The organism is Brevibacterium sp. CBA3109, from assembly GCF_040256645.1.
Classification (GTDB): domain Bacteria; phylum Actinomycetota; class Actinomycetes; order Actinomycetales; family Brevibacteriaceae; genus Brevibacterium; species Brevibacterium koreense.
Window position 1 is genome coordinate 2,684,164 of sequence record NZ_CP158281.1, and the last position, 16,269, is coordinate 2,700,432.

The 16,269-nt window shown below is 64.1% G+C and carries 15 protein-coding genes; 7 read left to right on the forward strand and 8 right to left on the reverse strand.

Features of this window, described 5'->3' with window-relative positions; genetic code table 11:
• Positions 1 to 17 precede the first annotated feature (17 nt).
• Positions 18 to 1,049, forward strand: coding sequence for an acyltransferase family protein (locus AAFP32_RS12285; RefSeq protein WP_350269349.1), 1,032 nt, complete (start codon positions 18 to 20; stop codon positions 1,047 to 1,049).
• Between the two features lie 182 nt (positions 1,050 to 1,231).
• Entirely contained in the window at positions 1,232 to 2,281 is a 1,050-nt protein-coding gene (locus tag AAFP32_RS12290; protein ID WP_350269350.1) for a homocysteine S-methyltransferase family protein, read from the forward strand.
• Positions 2,282 to 2,699: 418 nt separating this feature from the next.
• Here AAFP32_RS12290 and AAFP32_RS12295 read toward each other — a convergent pair whose 3' ends face one another.
• From AAFP32_RS12295 to rsmA, 3 genes are all read right to left on the reverse strand, one after another.
• Entirely contained in the window at positions 2,700 to 3,842 is a 1,143-nt protein-coding gene (locus tag AAFP32_RS12295) for an alanine--glyoxylate aminotransferase family protein (protein ID WP_350269351.1), read from the reverse strand.
• Between the two features lie 143 nt (positions 3,843 to 3,985).
• Entirely contained in the window at positions 3,986 to 4,936 is a 951-nt protein-coding gene (locus tag AAFP32_RS12300; RefSeq protein WP_350269352.1) for a 4-(cytidine 5'-diphospho)-2-C-methyl-D-erythritol kinase, read from the reverse strand.
• Positions 4,933 to 5,898, reverse strand: coding sequence for a 16S rRNA (adenine(1518)-N(6)/adenine(1519)-N(6))-dimethyltransferase RsmA (gene rsmA / locus AAFP32_RS12305; RefSeq protein WP_350269353.1), 966 nt, complete (start codon positions 5,896 to 5,898; stop codon positions 4,933 to 4,935). Before rsmA ends, AAFP32_RS12300 begins: the two co-directional genes overlap by 4 nt.
• 139 nt (positions 5,899 to 6,037) lie before the next feature.
• Here rsmA and AAFP32_RS12310 point away from each other — a divergent pair, with 139 nt between their 5' ends.
• The 3 genes from AAFP32_RS12310 to AAFP32_RS12320 all read left to right on the forward strand — a co-directional run bounded on the left by AAFP32_RS12310 (position 6,038) and on the right by AAFP32_RS12320 (position 9,721).
• Complete coding sequence (locus AAFP32_RS12310) at positions 6,038 to 7,297, forward strand: class I SAM-dependent methyltransferase (protein WP_350269354.1); 1,260 nt, start codon at positions 6,038 to 6,040, stop codon at positions 7,295 to 7,297.
• Positions 7,298 to 7,367: 70 nt separating this feature from the next.
• Positions 7,368 to 8,204 carry a sulfurtransferase gene (locus tag AAFP32_RS12315; protein ID WP_350269355.1) on the forward strand — a complete coding sequence of 279 codons (837 nt, stop codon included), beginning with the start codon at positions 7,368 to 7,370 and terminating at the stop codon, positions 8,202 to 8,204.
• A gap of 608 nt (positions 8,205 to 8,812) precedes the next feature.
• Positions 8,813 to 9,721 (forward strand): C40 family peptidase, encoded by a 909-nt coding sequence (locus AAFP32_RS12320; protein WP_350269356.1) that lies wholly within the window; start codon positions 8,813 to 8,815, stop codon positions 9,719 to 9,721.
• Positions 9,722 to 9,800: 79 nt separating this feature from the next.
• Here AAFP32_RS12320 and AAFP32_RS12325 read toward each other — a convergent pair whose 3' ends face one another.
• Positions 9,801 to 11,441 (reverse strand): glycoside hydrolase family 3 N-terminal domain-containing protein, encoded by a 1,641-nt coding sequence (locus AAFP32_RS12325; protein ID WP_350269357.1) that lies wholly within the window; start codon positions 11,439 to 11,441, stop codon positions 9,801 to 9,803.
• Between the two features lie 47 nt (positions 11,442 to 11,488).
• Between AAFP32_RS12325 and AAFP32_RS12330 the strand changes: the two genes are divergently transcribed.
• On the forward strand, positions 11,489 to 11,701 hold the full coding sequence (locus AAFP32_RS12330; RefSeq protein ID WP_350269358.1) for a hypothetical protein: 213 nt from the start codon (positions 11,489 to 11,491) through the stop codon (positions 11,699 to 11,701).
• Between the two features lie 62 nt (positions 11,702 to 11,763).
• Positions 11,764 to 12,891, forward strand: a complete 1,128-nt coding sequence (locus tag AAFP32_RS12335) for a glutamate--cysteine ligase (RefSeq protein WP_350269359.1) — start codon at positions 11,764 to 11,766, stop codon at positions 12,889 to 12,891.
• A gap of 184 nt (positions 12,892 to 13,075) precedes the next feature.
• Here AAFP32_RS12335 and AAFP32_RS12340 read toward each other — a convergent pair whose 3' ends face one another.
• Genes AAFP32_RS12340 through AAFP32_RS12355 form a run of 4 tightly spaced genes read right to left on the reverse strand, consistent with a single transcriptional unit; the run spans position 13,076 to position 16,212 of the window.
• On the reverse strand, positions 13,076 to 13,663 hold the full coding sequence (locus AAFP32_RS12340; RefSeq protein ID WP_350269360.1) for an NUDIX domain-containing protein: 588 nt from the start codon (positions 13,661 to 13,663) through the stop codon (positions 13,076 to 13,078).
• Positions 13,650 to 14,729, reverse strand: coding sequence for a tRNA (adenosine(37)-N6)-threonylcarbamoyltransferase complex transferase subunit TsaD (gene tsaD, locus AAFP32_RS12345; protein WP_350269361.1), 1,080 nt, complete (start codon positions 14,727 to 14,729; stop codon positions 13,650 to 13,652). Before tsaD ends, AAFP32_RS12340 begins: the two co-directional genes overlap by 14 nt.
• A complete protein-coding gene (locus AAFP32_RS12350) occupies positions 14,726 to 15,268 on the reverse strand; it encodes a hypothetical protein (protein ID WP_350269362.1) in 543 nt (180 codons plus the stop codon). Before AAFP32_RS12350 ends, tsaD begins: the two co-directional genes overlap by 4 nt.
• The gene (locus AAFP32_RS12355) at positions 15,265 to 16,212 is read right to left on the reverse strand and encodes an aldo/keto reductase (protein WP_350269363.1); all 948 of its coding nucleotides are present in this window, start codon (positions 16,210 to 16,212) and stop codon (positions 15,265 to 15,267) included. Before AAFP32_RS12355 ends, AAFP32_RS12350 begins: the two co-directional genes overlap by 4 nt.
• Positions 16,213 to 16,269 lie beyond the last annotated feature (57 nt).

The following is a 16,269-nucleotide window of genomic DNA, read 5'->3' on the forward strand; positions in this document are numbered from 1 at the left end:
CACGCTATCGTGGCGTGGTGCCCACACGAGATCACAGACTGGACCGCGCCAAAGGCATCCTCATCTTCACCGTCGTCCTCGGCCACCTGCTGGCCAGGACCGGACCCTGGGATGACGACGTCCTCCGTGCGCCGATGTACCTCATCTATTCGTTCCACATGCCAGCCTTCGTCTTCCTGGCAGGGATCACGGCGAAGTCGACGAGGCTGCCCGAACGCGTCCTGACCTTCCTGGTCCTGCTGTTCACCGTGCTGCCCCTGCTGTGGGGGTGGATGTGGATCTTCGATCTGGATCCCGACTACAGCTTCCTGACTCCGTTCTGGTACTCGTGGTTCCTGCTGTCCATGGCGTACTGGATCATCACCGTGCCGTTCATCGAACGATTCCCGCGAACGGTCCTCGTCACCTCGGTGGTGGTGGGGCTCTTCGGCGGAATTCTGCCGATCCTCGACATGGAGCTCTCGGCCTCGCGGTCCATGATCTTCTGGCCCTTCTTCGTCATCGGCAAGCTCTACGGCAAACAGATCCTCGATTGGGCCGGCAGCCTGCGCATCTGGCAGAAGCTGTTCTTCACGGCCGCCGCACTGGGCACGATCGGCTACTTCTATCTCGACAACGTCGATTACTACTGGTTCTACGGCAGCCTCAACTTCGCTCACTTCGACGTCAGCATTCCGGAAGGCGTCGGCCTCCGACTCATCATCGACATCGGCTCTGTTCTGATGACTCTGATGCTGCTCATGTGGGTGGGCGACAAGGACACGTACATTGCCAAGATCGGCCGCCACAGCCTGGCGATCTACGTCGTCCACGGGTTCGTCGTCCGCGGTCTCCAGCCTCTCCTCGATGACACCCAGGACGTGCTCAGCACCCCCCTGATCCTCATCATCTGTCTCGTCCTGGCACTGCTCATCACATATGTACTGTCCTGGGGCCCGATCGAGAGAGCCCTGCGCTGGTATTCCTCGACCGTGACCCGACTGCTGCTCGCCCCGTTTGCGCTATTGCGTCCGAAGCCCGGCAGACACTCGGAGAAGACTTCTTCGTAGGCCCCTCCCCTAGCAATATGAAGCTTCGGAGTCACTAGAAGACGACTTCGACCGTCATATGACTCCATTATGTCGATGTGACGTCGGCAACTCCGCCGAAGATGGTTGTATGCGAAGAGTTCGGGCGTTGCGCCTGAGCGAGTTCAATCGCCTGTCCTCGACCTTCCTTACGGAGAGCACCCATGACTCAGCCCAACCCGTTGACCGAACGCCTCGACGCCGGACCAGTGATCTGCGCCGAAGGATTCCTGTTCGAACTCGAAAAGCGCGGCTATCTGTCCGCCGGAGAATTCGTGCCTGAGGTCGCACTCGAATTCCCTGACGCTCTGCGGTCCCTGCACGTGGACTTCCAGCGCGCAGGCTCGGACATCGTCGAAGCCTTCACCTACAACGGCCACCGCGAGAAGATGCGGGTCATCGGCAAGGAAGACCTGCTCGAACCTCTCAATCGCTCCGCCCTGCAGATCGCCCGCAGCGTTGCCGACGCAAAGCCCGGCAATTTCATGGCCGGAAACATCTCGAACTCCAACATCTGGGATCCCGAGAACGCAGATCGCCAGGCCGAGGTTCGTGCCATGTTCACCGAGATGGTGGGCTGGGCCGTGGACGAAGGCGCCGACCTCATCATCGGTGAGACGTTCTACTTCGCCGGTGAGGCCATCGCTGCGGCGGAAATCGCCAAGGCCAGCGGGCTGCCCGTCGTCCTCACCCTCGCGCCCATGGCCTTTCAGCAGATGGCCGACGGTGTGGGCATCGTGGAGACGGCACAGAAGCTCGAGCAGCTGGGCGTCGACGTCGTCGGCCTCAACTGCTTCCGTGGACCCGCGACGATGCTGCCATGGCTGAAGGAGATCCGCGCGGCCGTGTCCTGTCACGTCGGTGCCCTGCCCATCCCCTACCGCACGACGGCAGATGAGCCCACCTTCTTCAATCTCTCCGACCCTCATGCCGCAGTGCACTCGCCGCATGGTCGCACCTTCCCCACGGCTCTCGATCCGCTGCAGACGAACCGCTACGAGATCGGCTCCTTCGCGAAGGAAGTCTACGACCTGGGCACCAACTACATCGGCGTGTGCTGCGGCGCAACGCCGATGCACATCCGTGAGGTCGCCGAGGCGGTCGGCCTGACCACCGATGCCAGCCGGTTCTCGGAAAACATGAAGAACCACTTCATGTACGGCGACAACGAACGCCTCGCCGACAACGTCGTCGCCCTCGGCTCCACCGCCTGAGCGCAGCATCCGGCAGCACCGCCTGAGCACAGTTTGCCTCCGCCCGAGTACAGTCAGCCTTCGCCCGAGTCGCGAACACCTGGGCAACCGAGCATCTCCTCCTCGACACCCCGCATCACTCGACACCACGCACCACTCGACACCACGCACCAACGGGACCAAAAGACCCCAGTGCAACGGGACGTTTTGGCGCTGAGTGTGTGCAGCGGAACTGCGGGTAGGAATAGTGCCTGCAGTGAGGGACAACCTCTTCCCCGCTGCGGCGACCAAGCTGCCCGGCGATCATCACACACTAAGAGTGCCAAAACCTCCCCGTGCAACGGGGTGTTCTGGCGCTCTTGGTGTGCGGAGTGAGTCACATGGCGTCGCGCTTGCCTACGGTGGTGCTACCCGCGCCTCCGCGACGAAGCAAGCAGCATCAGCCCTGCGGCGTCACGCCGATCGAATCGAGTGCGGCCTCGAGACGGGAGATCGAACCGTCGATGTCGCCGAGCTTGTCGAGACCGAAGAGACCGATTCTGAAGGTCGAGAAGTCCTCCGGCTCGTCGCACTGCAGAGGAACTCCGGCAGCGATCTGGACTCCGGCTTCCTTGAAGCTCGCGCCGGTGGCCAGCTTCGGGTTGTCTGTGTGGACGACGACCACGCTGGGCGAGGCGAATTCCGGAGCCGCGACAGAAGGCAGTCCACGATCGGCGAAGACTGTGCGGACCCGGTCGCCGAGCTCGAACTGGGCGGCTGAGAGCTTGTCGAAGCCGCGCTCCTCGGTCTCGAGCATGAGCTTGGCGTTGTGCGCCAGCGAATCGGTCGGCATCGTCGCGTGATACGGCGCCCGACCCTCTTCGTACTCGTCGGCGATGAACAGCCACTTCTTCAGATCCATGGCGAAGCTCGAGGAGGTGGACTCCTGAACCGCGGCACGCCCGGTTTCGCTGAGCATGACGTAGCCGGCGCAGGGTGAACCACTCCACCCCTTCTGTGGTGCGCTGATCAGGACGTCGACGCCCAGATCGGTCTGAGAGGCCCACACGGCACCCGAGGCGATGCAGTCGAGGACGAAGACTCCACCGACACCGTGAACCGCGTCGGCGACCTGGCGGACGTAATCATCGGGCAGGAGCATCCCAGACGCGGTTTCGACGTGGGGTGCGAACACGACGGCTGGTCGTTCGCGCTCGATGGCGGCGACCACCTCGGCGATGGGGGCCGGAGCCCAGGCCGACTGGTGCTCGTCGCTGAGCGGTGAGGCCTTGAGCACGGTCGTCTCGCTGGCAATGGAGCCGGCGTCGAGGATCTGTGACCAGCGGAAGGAGAACAGTCCGTTGCGGACGACGAGGCACTTCTTGCCCGCCGCGAGCTGCCTGGCCACGGATTCCATGGCGTAGCTGCCGCCACCAGGGACGATGGCCACGCTATGGGCGTCGTATGCCTCGCGCAGAACGCGATTGATGTCCTGCATCACGGAGACGAATCGCCCCGACATGTGGTTCAGCGATCGGTCGGTGAAGACCACCGAGTATTCGAGCAGGCCGTCTGGGTCAACATCTTCATGTGGCAAAGTCATGTCTCCCACATTGCCACGTTCACTAAGTTTGGGCCACTATCCGGGCAGTGAATCCCACCAGCTGGTTTGCCTGTGGTCCGAGTTCACCGACACGCAGCTTTCGGGAACGGTCGATGGCTCAGAAGTGGTCGATGACGGATGGCTCACAGGTGGTCGATGACATGAGCGCCGGGGGCCGGGCCCGTGGTTCGCAGCGCTTCCTTGACTCCGCGCGTGGCCTGGAGCAGGACCGCAAGTTCAAGTGCGTGATGGGCGTCGCGGGCGAGGAAGCCGATCGTTGGACCCGAGCCGCTGAGCAGGGGCAGGAGCGCACCGGCGTCGCGCCCGGCCTCCATCACCTCAGCGAGCTCGGGCATCGCCGATATCGCGGCATCAGTCAGATCGTTGGCTGCCGCCGTCGCCAAGATGTCCGGATCGCCGGCGGCGAGCGCCGCGAGGACATCGGCGGGCACGACAGCCGGTTCGGGGTCGGGTGTGAGTTCGTCGAAACGTGAGTAGATCGCCGGCGTGGACAGCTGCCTCGACGAGGTGGCCATGACCCAGTGGAATGATCCGCGGGTCAGGACGGGGGTGAGTTTCTCCCCGCGGCCATGGCCGATGGCCGTTCCCCCGTGGAGGAGGAAGGCGACATCGGCGCCGACGGCGACCGCGCAGTCATGGAGGATCGACTCGTCGACTCCCCCGATGAGGTGGGCCCCACCGCACAGTGCTGCGGCCGCGTCGGCCGATCCGCCGCCCATGCCACCGGCGACGGGCACCTGTTTGTCGATGACGATGTCGAGGTCGCGCAGGACGTCGACATCGCGTTCGTCTTCGAGGGCGCTGATGAGGAGGTTGATGGCCTTGCGGGCGAAGTTCGACTCGTCCTGGGGCACCTCGGCGTCTGCGTATCGGCCGCCGACGACGATCGAGGCGCTGCCGCCGGGGACGAGGGTCAGGGTCTCATTGAGGTTGAGCGCTTGGAACACCGTCGCGAGTTCGTGGTAGCCGTCGTCGCCAGCTGTGCCCACACCGAGGTGGACGTTGATTTTGCCCGGTGCCCGCACCTTCACCGGCGTCAGGGTCGTGGGGCTCGAGTGCAGCTGCGCGCTCATGACTGTGCGCTTTCCTGTGGGTTTTCGGGTGTGTCCTCGTCGTCCGGTGTGAGGGTGTTGCCCGAAGTCGCACCCGCGGCGGCATTCATCGACGTCGCGCCGCGCTCCGATGCTGCGCCCGCTGCGGCGAGTCGTTCGAAGTCATCGACGCCGAGGGCTTCGCCGCGCGTTTTCGGGTCGATGCCTGCAGCGCGCAGGAGCTCTTCTGCCCGCTGGGGACCCCCGGCCCAGGTTGCCAGGGCCGCGCGCAGGGTCTTGCGACGCTGGGCGAAGGCTGCGTCGACGACACTGAACAGGCGACGTCGCTGATCCGGGTCACGGTGGGTGCGGGTCACGTCGATGTGGACGAGTCCGGAGTCGATGTTCGGGGCCGGCCAGAACACGTTCTTGCCGATGCGTCCGGCCAGAGTGACGTCGCCATACCACTGAGCCTTGACGCTGGGCACACCATAGGTGCGCGATCCAGGGCCCGCGGCGAGGCGTTCGGCGACCTCGAGCTGGACCATGACGAGGACTGACGTGAGGCTCGGGAAGACCTCGAGGAAATGCAGGAGCACTGGGACCGCAACGTTATAGGGCAGGTTCGCGACCAGCGCGTCGGGGGCCGTCGGCAACTCGGTGACCTTGAGCGCATCGGCGTTGATGAGCTCGAAGTTCGCGGTCTCGTCGGCAGCGGCTGCAGTCTGCCCATACTTCTCAACCGTCGCAGGCAGGCGTGCGGCCAGGACATCGTCGATCTCAACGGCGGTGACATGGTGTCCAGCTTCCAGCAGACCCAACGTCAGCGATCCCAGGCCGGGACCGATCTCGACGACGCTGCTGTGATCGGCAAGCTTCGCGGACGCAACGATCGAGCGCACGGTATTGGGGTCGATGACGAAGTTCTGCCCCTTCTGCTTAGTCGGGCGCAGACCGATGTCGGCGGCGATTTCGCGAATGTCGCGTGCGGTCAATAACGTCACAGCCAACAACTTACAGCACTCGTTGACAGGCTCAATCACCGAAGGATCCTGTCGCCATTTCCTTGTACTCTGAACCATCGCAGTCACAGGACTGATGATCGCAGTCAGAGGACTGACGTCAGGACGATAGGGTGAACGTATGGACCCGCAGACACTCACCGAACTCCTCGACGTCTCCGTCCTCGACCGGCTCGACCGGATCGAAGACCTCCCTGCGGATGAGCTCGCCCGATCCTCGGCGCTGCGCAAGGAAGGCTATTCCGCCGAGGTGACCGCCGGCCTGCTCACACAGGCTCAGCTGCGCAAAGACGCTGTGAAGAAGCTCGGCCCTTTCGCCGACGACATGCTGTTCACTCGCGACGGTCTGGCCCAAGCCACACGACTGCCCGTGGCCGCCCACCACGCCCGCCGCCTCCTCGGCGAGGGCATGGACACCGGTGGCGACAAGGGCACCGACAGCAGTCCTGATTCGGCAGACCCCCCACCCACGATCGCCGATCTGGGGTGTGGGATCGGCGTCGACTCCTTCGCCTTCGCCGGGATGGGCGCCCAGGTCACCGCCGTCGACGCGGACGAGGTCACCGCGGCCATCGCCAGCTTCAACCTCCGCCACCTGACCAATGCCAGCGTCGACCATGCCCGCGCCGAAGACATCGACACGTCCGCATTCGACGCCCTGTGGTTCGACCCGGCCCGCCGCACGGTCGGGAAAGGCACCAAAGGCGGGTCCACCGCACGCATCTTCGACCCCGAAGACTTCTCCCCCTCCCTGTCATGGGTCATCGACAAGGCGATCGCGGCGAAGGCCGCGGGGGTCAAACTCGGACCAGCACTCGACCACAGCCTCATCCCCGATGAGGCCGAGGCGCAATGGGTCTCCCACCTGGGCGAAGTCGTCGAGGTCTGCCTCTACTTCGGTGCCGCCCGGCAGCGTCCCGGACGCAGCGCCCTCATCATGGGCGACCGCACGCTCCTCGTCCACGAAGACGATCTGCCCGACGACGATGAGGACGACCTCGGCGAAGTCGGCCACTACCTCCTCGAACCCGACGGAGCGATCGTGCGCGCCGGGCTCGTCACCGCTCTGTGCGGACCGCTGCAGGCTCGCCGCGTCCACCCGAAGATCGCCTATCTGACCACCGACGTCGAACCCACCGGGCCGGCCGCGGCCGGGGTCACCTCCTATCAGGTCACCGATGTGCTGCCCGCGAAGATCCCGAGCCTGCGCAAGGCCCTCGTCAGCCGTGGCATCGGTTCGGTCGTGATCAAAAAACGCGGAGCTGATATTGTTCCTGACCAGGTCAGGCGTCAGCTCAAACTGCCGGCAGGAGACAAGGCGACACTGGTATTCACCCGCCTGGGTGACCGTCATGTCGTCCTCCTGACCCAACCCTGCTGAACCGCTTACCCTGCTCAATTGATCCACCGCTGCTCTACGCCCTTAGTCCCACCCCACCAGGAGAGTCCCCATGAACCGCTCCGACGTTCTCATCACCGCCGACGAACTCCTCGCTCGCCTCGCCGACGATGGATCCACGCCGAGGCTGCTCGACGTCCGCTGGACACTGCAGAAGCCCGACGGCCGCGACGACTTCACCGCCGGGCACATCCCCGGAGCCATCTACGTCGACCTGGACACGGAACTCGCCGCACACTCCGACCACGACCCCACCGCGGGACGTCACCCGCTGCCATCTGCCGAAGCATTCCAGGACCAGGTCCGGGCCTGGGGCATCGACCAGCTCACCGAGGTCGTCGTCTATGACGACAATTCGGGTCAGGGAGCCGCCCGTGCATGGTGGCTGCTGCAGTGGGCGGGAATGAAGGCCCGGGTCCTCGACGGCGGCCTGAACGCATTTGTTGCGGCCGGAGGGGAATTGGCTACCGGAGTCGGCGCCCCCGTGCAGCCGAGCACCGTGACGATCTCCCCCGATTCGATGCCCGTCATCGACGCCGATGCTGCGTCGGCCTGGACAGGAGTCCTGCTCGATGCGCGGGCCGGCGAGCGTTTCCGTGGAGACAGCGAACCGCTCGACTCACAGGCCGGCCACATTCCCGGCGCCACGAACGCGCCCGCCAGCGAGAACACCGCCGATGGCAAGTTCCTTGACGAGGAATCTCTGCGCTCGCGCTTCTCGGCCCTCGGCGCTCTCGACCAGCCCGTCGGCGTCTACTGCGGTTCAGGCGTCAGCGCCTGCCACAATGCGCTGGCTCTGGCGAGCCTCGGTGTCGAGGCGAGCCTCTACCCGGCCAGCTGGTCGGGATGGTCCTCCGATCCCGCCCGTCCGGTCGCCACGGGAGCCTGAACCGACGGGGCCGACGTAGCTGCAGTCTCACCCGAGCCGCAGTCTCCAAACTCGTCTGCACCCGAACCGCGTCCGCACCCGAACCGCGTCCGCACCCGAACCGCGCAACGGTGGGTATGGTCTCTTCGAACTCAGCGCTGAATTCGAAGAGACCATACCAACCGTTTGTCGTTCACGGTGCGGCGCTGGTCGTTCAAGGTGCGGCACCGCCTGACCAGCGGCCACCAACCGGCTTTGGGCGGCGGCAGCCGGATGTGGTCCGTGATCCGTCCGCACACGGTTGCCATGTAAGCCGATTTGTTACATAAAATTCTCGAACACCGCCACAAGTGCGGCATTTCACCTCTGACATATACGCACCAGTGATCAAATGTTACAAAAAGCTAGACAATGATCAGCCCTCTGACCTGGTCTTTTACAGAATCATCTCGAAAGGATGCTCGTTTATAACAAAAACGTGACATTGGGTCACTGATTGGTTACAGTTGTGAGGGTCGTACACGAAAGTGACGACTTCACAGCGAGAGCCGGACGCCACGCTCGATGTGAAATCTTCAAGGACCGGAAGTGGCGGTTGGGATTCTTCCAATAGGTGACGAGAGGAAAACGTGGCAATTAAGCAGCATGGCCGCCGGGCCGCAGAAGCCAAGGTCAAGACCCCATTGACCGAACTGACCGAAATCCTGAATGCCAACTCCGCCGTCTTCGGGCGTCGTGCAGCCGTTGTTGCTGCCAGCGGTGGTCTGCTCGCTGCAGCCGTTCTTCCGGCAGCAGGTCAGGGAGCCGACGATGACGTCGCAGTCTCCGCCGAGTCACAAGCTCAGACACAGGTCGAGTTCAAGAACCAGTCGGCGACCGTCACTGCTGGCGAAGGCTCATCGTCGAAGGACAAGGACAAGAAGGGGGACTCCTCCTTCGGTGCCGACGTCCAGAACGTCACCGCTGAGGCCGCTCCTAAACCCAAACCTAAGCCGAAGCCACAACCCGTCGAGACTGCCGAGGACGAGGCTGCCGACGAGGCGGCTCCGAGCCCAGCGCCCGCCGAGGACAAGGCGAGCGATTCCTCCGATTCCGCCAACACCGGTTCCTCGGATTCCGGCGACAAGGACAAGTCAGACAAGTCGGACAAGAGCGAGAGCAAAGACTCCGGGTCTGACAGCGCCGGTTCGATCGACGGCTCCAAGGCTCAGCAGGTCATCGGCTGGGCTGCCAAGGGCGTCGGCACCCCATACGTCTACGGTGGAACCTCGCAGAGCGGCTGGGACTGCTCCGGTTACACCTCCTGGGTCTACAGCAAGGTCGGCGTCAACCTGCCTCGCAGCTCGAGTGCACAGAAGGCCTCCGGCACGGTCGTCTCCCAGTCGGAAGCCAAGCCCGGTGACCTCATCTGGCACCCAGGCCACGTCGGCATCTACGCCGGTGGCGGACAGATGTACGATGCCGGCTCCCCAGGTTCAGGCACCTCGAAGCGCAGCTACAGCTGGATGGGCAACGTCACCTTCATCCGCGTTCTCTGATCCAGTTCACACAGAAACTCCCCGTCTGACTCGACGGTCCTCGAGTCAGACGGGGAGTTTCTGTGTGTCTGCTCTCGCCTCAGCTGCAGTCCGGAGCCTTGTCGCTTCCGTCGTAGTCCACAGGCAGCTTGCCTGAGGCGTTGAGATCGCCCTTGAGCCATTTCGCCACGGCCTTCAACGCATTGGAGTTGCTGTCATAGGCAGTGATCGCCGACTTTGCCGAGGTATTGCGCATCGTCCACGGTGCAGCGGTGCCGACCGCCACCTCAGCGGAGGTGTCCGGGCTCAGGCTCACGGTTGTGCCACCGGAACCGACGTCAAGTCCCGCAGTCTTCGCCGCCGCGGCCAGTGCGGTCTTCTCCTTCTCACCGCCACCGACGATGGAGATCGAGTCGGTGCCCTCAAATGCGCACTCGCCCTTGAGGACCGTCAGTGACTGCTCGGCCACCTCGGTCAGTACCTCCTGCGGATCCTTCGAACCGGCTGGCCCGGAGTCGCTTCCTCCAACATCCTCGGCTTCGGTGATCGCCTTCTGGGTCTCGGCCGTGGCCAGCTGCATCGCCACCACACGCTCGGCCTTCTTCTGCAGATCGGCCTTCTTCAGGTCGCCGTTCTTCATCGCCTTGACCACTGCCTGCTGTGCGGCTGCGGAATTCGGTGGCATGAGCGCGAGATCGGCGCCGGCAGACAGCGCTCTGACGGTTTCTCCCCCGCCTTGGTTCTGGTCTACAGCCTTCATATTGAGAGCATCGGTGATGATGACTCCGTCGAAGTCGAGCGTGTCCCTCAGAGACTGGTAGGCCTTTTTGTTCAGCGTCGCCGGCGTCGTCTTCGCATCCGGCAGGCCGATGTGTCCCATCATCACCATCGGGATGCCGGCCTTGACCGCGGACTTGAACGGCAGCAGGTCCGTGTCCTCGAGTTCCTCGATGCTCTTCTTCGACACCGGCAGGCTCTCGTGCGAGTCGACGTGAAGACGACCGTGGCCGGGGAAGTGCTTCGCGGAACTGGCGACGCCGCCGAGGTGGTATCCGGTCGCGGCTTGGGCGACCACTTCGGCGACGGCCTTGTGATCGTCCCCGGCCGAACGCACGTTGATGGCCACGTCCTTCTCACCGGTCGTGACATCAGCGTCCGGGGCGAAATCGATGGTGAAGCCCAGGTCGGTGAGGTTCTGCCCCTGCACCTTGGTCGCGGTCTGCGTCAGTTCGGGGTCCTGGGTGGCCGAAAGCGCCATCAGTGGTGGAAACGGCAGCGCCCCGGTGCTCAGCCGCGACACCGGACCACCCTCCTGATCGACGCCGATCGACACGGGCTGGCCCTTGGAGCGGGCCCCGCTGATTGCTTCTGTAACGCCCTTGACCTGGTCAGGCGTCGGATTCTTGGGCAGATTGTCGGCCATGATGATGACCCCGCCGAGGTTATTGTTCTTCAGCAGTTTCACCCCGGTCTGCGTATCGGCACCTGACCAGGTGCCGATGATGAGGGACCCAGCCAGCTCAGCGGCGGAGAACGAATCCACGATCTTCTTCGCCTCGGCGGCGAAGTCAGCGGGGCCGATGTCCGCGGGATCGGCAGCCTTTTCGGGGTCGGCCCTCTGAGCCGATTGCGGTGCTCCCGCTCCCCCAGTCTTCTCCGGTTGCGGATCGGAGGGTCCACCGGAGCAACCGGTCAGGGCGAGCACAGCGGTCGCGGCGATGATGCCAAGTCTGGGGCGCATATCACCATGCTAATCGCCGAAGCTGTACCGGTGGCCTGGAGGTCAGTGTGGACCTGGTCGAGGAGCTCGGTGCCGATGCCTATGTGCACGGTCGGGCGACGACCGGCACCGGCGACATGCCGATCGTCAGCAGAGTCAGCGGGCGCACGCGCGTGGCCAGAGGTGACGTGGTCAGAGTCGTCCCGGAGTTCTCCTGCCTGCACCTCTTCGATTCGCAATCCGGTGCGCGGCTATCGGATGAGACCGAGCACGCGGCCTGAATGTGACGCCCGATAAGCGGGCGGAGGCAAGAAAATCAGGCGCGGAATACTATGATCGATCCATGGTCGATTTCGCACGCTCACCCCGCTCCACGCTTGGAGTCGAATGGGAACTGGCTCTGTTGGACGGGGACAGCCTTGATCTGACTCCCGCCGCCGAGATCCTCCTCGCCGATGTCGCCGAACGTGCACCCGAATTCGAGAAGCAGATTGTGGGCGAAATGCTCACGAACACGATCGAGCTCGTCACCGGCGTCCACAAGCAGGTGTCCGGAATCGCCGAGGACCTGGCCACGTCCATGGGCGCCCTGCGCACCCTGACCGAGGACCGTGGGATCGAACTCATGTCTGCCGGGACGCATCCCTTCGCGCAGTGGCAGTCTCAGGAGGTCCGTGCCAAGGACCGCTACCTCGAGCTCGTCGATCGCACCCAGTGGTGGGGCCGGAACATGCTCATCTTCGGCGTCCACGTCCACGTGGGCATCGACTCCCGGGACAAGGTGCTGCCGATCGTCAACGCCCTCCTCGCCTATGTCCCCCACCTTCAGGCCCTGAGCGCATCATCACCGTTCTGGGGCGGGACCGACACCGGCTATGCCTCGAACCGGGCGATGATGTTCCAGCAGCTGCCGACCGCTGGACTGCCCTTCCAGTTTGACGAGTGGTCGGACTACGAGAAGTACGTGGCCGACATGCTCACCACTGGCATCATCGACAACATCAATGAGATCCGCTGGGACATCCGGCCCGCCCCGAACTGGGGAACCGTCGAGGTCAGAGTCTGCGATGGGCTGCCCACGCTCGAGGAGATCACGGCGATCACGGCCCTCATCCAGTGCCTCGTCGACGACTTCTCCGCCCGTCTTGATGCCGGTGAGGCCCTGCCGAGGATGCCGGATTGGTTCCACGACGAGAACAAGTGGCGTGCCGCACGCTACGGCATGGACGCCATCATCATCGAGAATGCCGAGGCCGATGAGCGTCTGGTCACCGAATGCCTGGCCGATGAGATCGCGCGCCTGGCCCCGGTGGCACAGCGTCTGGGCTGCACCGACGAACTGAACTCCATCACCTCGATCATCGACCGCGGCGTGCCCTATCAGCGGCTGCAGAACGTGTTCAAGGACACCGAATCGCTGACCGAGGTGACTCGATCGCTGATCAGCGACCTGCGCACCTCATACACCTGAGGGTTCCTCATACACCTGAGAGTTCCACCAGCCGCTGCCCCGCCCACATTCGCCGAAACACGTGTGCTGCACCGAGAATTGCAGGCGCACACCAGTGCCGCGGTACAACACCCGAATCTCGACGACGCTCCGCACGGAGCCAAGGCGACACTCCGCACGGAGCCCAGCAGCTGGTCTGCAATGCTCACAGGTGGGGGCGGAGGAGCTCCAGTAGGACCGGCAACGACGCGGCGACCCCGGAGTGCAGCTTGAGATCCGTGAGCTGTTCAATCGGCACCCAGGCGAGCTCGATGCTCTCCGGATCGCTGATGACCGGGTCGAAATGATGCAGAGTCCGGGCGATGACCGTCGTGTACGACCAGTCGCCGAGATCGAGGACATGGGTCTCGAGGACTTCGATGCCCTCGGCCTCACGGTCGGGGACACCGGCTTCTTCCCAGGACTCGCGAACGGCCGCTTCGATGGCGGATTCGCCCAGGTCACGGGCACCACCGGGGAAACCCCAGGTCCCTCCTTCGACCGACCACAGAGCGCGGTGCTGCATGAGGATCCCCTGCGCGGGGTCAAGCAGCATCAATCCCGCTGCCCCATTGAGTCCCCAATGCTTCTGTCCGTCCGAGCCGAGAGTCCATCCGTCGCCCGATCGCCGAGGCGGCAGATAGTCGGGCAGATCCTTCGAGTTCGGGCCATAAGCGGTCTCATCGCGTGAGGCACCGCTTCGGTCGTGTGTGTAGGCGTTCTGGTCGCCTGCGTTCGGGTCAGACGAGGACATGATCGACATCCAATGAAGAGACTGCGGCAAATGACAGGTCGCTGGGTCCGATTCCACGGCGGACGAGTTCGGCACCGAGGGCTGCGACCATGGCTCCGTTGTCCGTGCACAAGCTCAAAGACGGCACGCGCAACCTCACCCCCGCCTCGGCGCATCTGGTTCCAAGAACCTCGCGCAGGTGGGAGTTCGCGGCGACTCCCCCGCCGAGGACGACGTGGTTGATTCCGGTGTCGGCCGCCGCCAGCAGAGTCTTCGTCACGAGGACGTCGACGACGGCGTCCTCGAACCCCGCTGCGATGTCGGCGACCCGCAGGTGGGTTCCCAGCGTCTCGGCCTTCGTAACCTCCCGCAGTGCGGCGGTCTTGAGCCCGGAGAACGAGAAGTTGAAGCGACGTTCGGGGTCGCGCAGGTCCTGCTTCTTGGCCAGTCCGCGGGGGAACTTCACGGCGGTGCGATCGCCCGGGATTCCGGTGCCGTCGAGCTGCCCGAGAGCGGCCTTGGAGATGTTCGGTCCGCCTGGGTAGTTGAGCCCCAGCAGCCGTGCGGTCTTGTCGAAGGCTTCGCCGGCAGCATCATCGATCGTGGCGCCGATGAGTTCGATGTCATCGACGACGTCGCCGATGCGCAGGATCTCGGTGTGCCCGCCGGAGACGAGGAGTGCGATGGTCGGCGTGGTCAGACCGTCGACGTCGGTGGCGATGAGGTCCACCGCCACATGTGCGGCGAGGTGGTTGACCCCGTAGAGCGGCAGGTTGAGTGCCGCGGCGAGGCCCTTGGCAGCACCGACTCCGACCATCAGCGCACCGCTGAGTCCCGGGCCTGCGGTCACGGAGATTGCGTCGAGGTCACCCAGCGCGATGCCTGCCTGGTCGCAGGCCGAGGCGATGGCCGGACCGATGGCCTGGACATGTGCGCGTGAGGCGACCTCGGGGACCACACCGCCGAAGCGAACGTGTTCATCCATCGAGGATGAGACCGTGTTGGTCAGCAGGGTCCGGCCCCGAACGATCCCGACTCCGGTTTCGTCACACGAGGATTCGATGCCCAGCACCAGCGGTTCGCTCATGCGTCGGTCGCCCCGTCCTCACTGTCGTGTGATTCGCTGTCCTCAATTTCGAGGTCCGCGTAGAGCGCGAGCAGCTCTTCCTCACCGGCTTCGGCGACGTCGAGCCCCAGGACCCGAGCGAACAGGCGCAGGTGAGTGTCCCACATCGGTCCGAAGTCCGCGGCTTTGAGACGTGCACTCTCGACGTCGGCTGCAGATTGGGTGAAGATCAGAAGGGTCGCGTCCCCATCTGTGAGTTCGAGCGCGAGCAGCGCCATGCCCAGCACGCCGAAATCGTCGAGCTCGACGAGGACATGGTCCTCGACCTCGCAGCTGAGGATCTCACCGTGCAGCTTGGTCTCACCGAGGTCGAAGGTGATCGCAGGATTGGAATCCCCCTCAGCACTGTCGTCGACGGTGAAGGACGCGAACCAGGCCCTGGCGGTCTCACTGTCGACGAGCTTGGACCAGACGGTCGCAACGTCGAGGGCCAAGGGCAGTTCGATGACCAGGTCGGTGCCGTTCTCCCAATTCACAAGGCGTGGGCTGGTGCTCGTCATGCTTCCACCCATGCCTCGTTGAGGGCCGTGATCTCGTCATCGGCCAGCTGCAGTTCGGTTCCCGCGAGCAGTTCCGTCAGCTGCTCGGGCACCCGCGCCGGGGCGATGGTGGAGGGAATGAAATCGTGTGACAGCTGCCAGGCCAGGGTGGTTGCGGTCATGGTGGCGTTGTGTGCCGAAGCCACGTCGTCGAGGATTTCGAGAGCGCGAAGCGCCTCTTGGTTCTCGAGGAGGTCGGCCACGCGTTCACCGCGCACGCTGCCGGTGGCGTCTCCGCCGGTGTGCTTTCCCGTCAGGAATCCCGAGGCCAAGGAGTGGAAGGGAAGTTCAGCGATGCCGTTGGAGCGCAGGTAGGCCTGCTTCTGTGGGTCCACCGCGCTGCGGGCCACGAGATTGTACCGATCCTGGACGACGCGGTAGCACGCCAGCGAGTACTTCGCACTGATCTTCATTGCCGACTGCAGACGATTCAAGGTGAAGTTCGAAGCGCCGAGGTAGCTGACCTTCCCGGAGCGCACCAACGCGTCGAAGGTCTCCGCCACAGCCACCTGATCAACGTCCTCATCGTCGGCGTGGGCGTAATAGACGTCGACGTGGTCTGTGCCGAGACGACGCAGGGAGGCGTCGATGCAGTCGCGAATATTGGCTGGGTCAAGGCCCTTGTGCTTCGGGTGCATTCCCACCTTCGTGGCGATGACCATGTCATCGCGGTTGCCACGCGAGGCCATCCATTCGCCGATGATGGTCTCCGACTCACCGCCGGAGTTGCCGTCGACCCACACAGAATAGGCGTCCGCCGTGTCGATGAAGTTTCCACCCGCCTCGGCGTAGGCGTCGAGGACTGCGAAGCTCTGGTCCCGGTCCGCACCCCATCCGAAGGGATTGCCTCCCAGATGCAGGGGGTGGACCATCAGATTCGTGTCAGCCAATTGCACTCTTTCCATGACTCCAGCCTACCCTTTGGCAGCGGTCGACGAAGGAATGAGTCAGATGTTAGGGCA

Coding starts and splice junctions, on each gene's coding strand:
- AAFP32_RS12310 (WP_350269354.1), top strand. CDS start 6,038: ATGGACCCGCAGACACTCACCGAACTCCTCGACGTCTCCGTCCTCGAC.
- AAFP32_RS12290 (WP_350269350.1), top strand. CDS start 1,232: ATGACTCAGCCCAACCCGTTGACCGAACGCCTCGACGCCGGACCAGTG.
- AAFP32_RS12340 (WP_350269360.1), bottom strand. CDS start 13,663: ATGTCCTCGTCTGACCCGAACGCAGGCGACCAGAACGCCTACACACAC.
- AAFP32_RS12355 (WP_350269363.1), bottom strand. CDS start 16,212: ATGGAAAGAGTGCAATTGGCTGACACGAATCTGATGGTCCACCCCCTG.
- tsaD (WP_350269361.1), bottom strand. CDS start 14,729: ATGAGCGAACCGCTGGTGCTGGGCATCGAATCCTCGTGTGACGAAACC.
- AAFP32_RS12335 (WP_350269359.1), top strand. CDS start 11,764: ATGGTCGATTTCGCACGCTCACCCCGCTCCACGCTTGGAGTCGAATGG.
- AAFP32_RS12300 (WP_350269352.1), bottom strand. CDS start 4,936: ATGAGCGCGCAGCTGCACTCGAGCCCCACGACCCTGACGCCGGTGAAG.
- AAFP32_RS12295 (WP_350269351.1), bottom strand. CDS start 3,842: ATGACTTTGCCACATGAAGATGTTGACCCAGACGGCCTGCTCGAATAC.
- AAFP32_RS12325 (WP_350269357.1), bottom strand. CDS start 11,441: ATGCGCCCCAGACTTGGCATCATCGCCGCGACCGCTGTGCTCGCCCTG.
- AAFP32_RS12350 (WP_350269362.1), bottom strand. CDS start 15,268: ATGACGAGCACCAGCCCACGCCTTGTGAATTGGGAGAACGGCACCGAC.
- AAFP32_RS12315 (WP_350269355.1), top strand. CDS start 7,368: ATGAACCGCTCCGACGTTCTCATCACCGCCGACGAACTCCTCGCTCGC.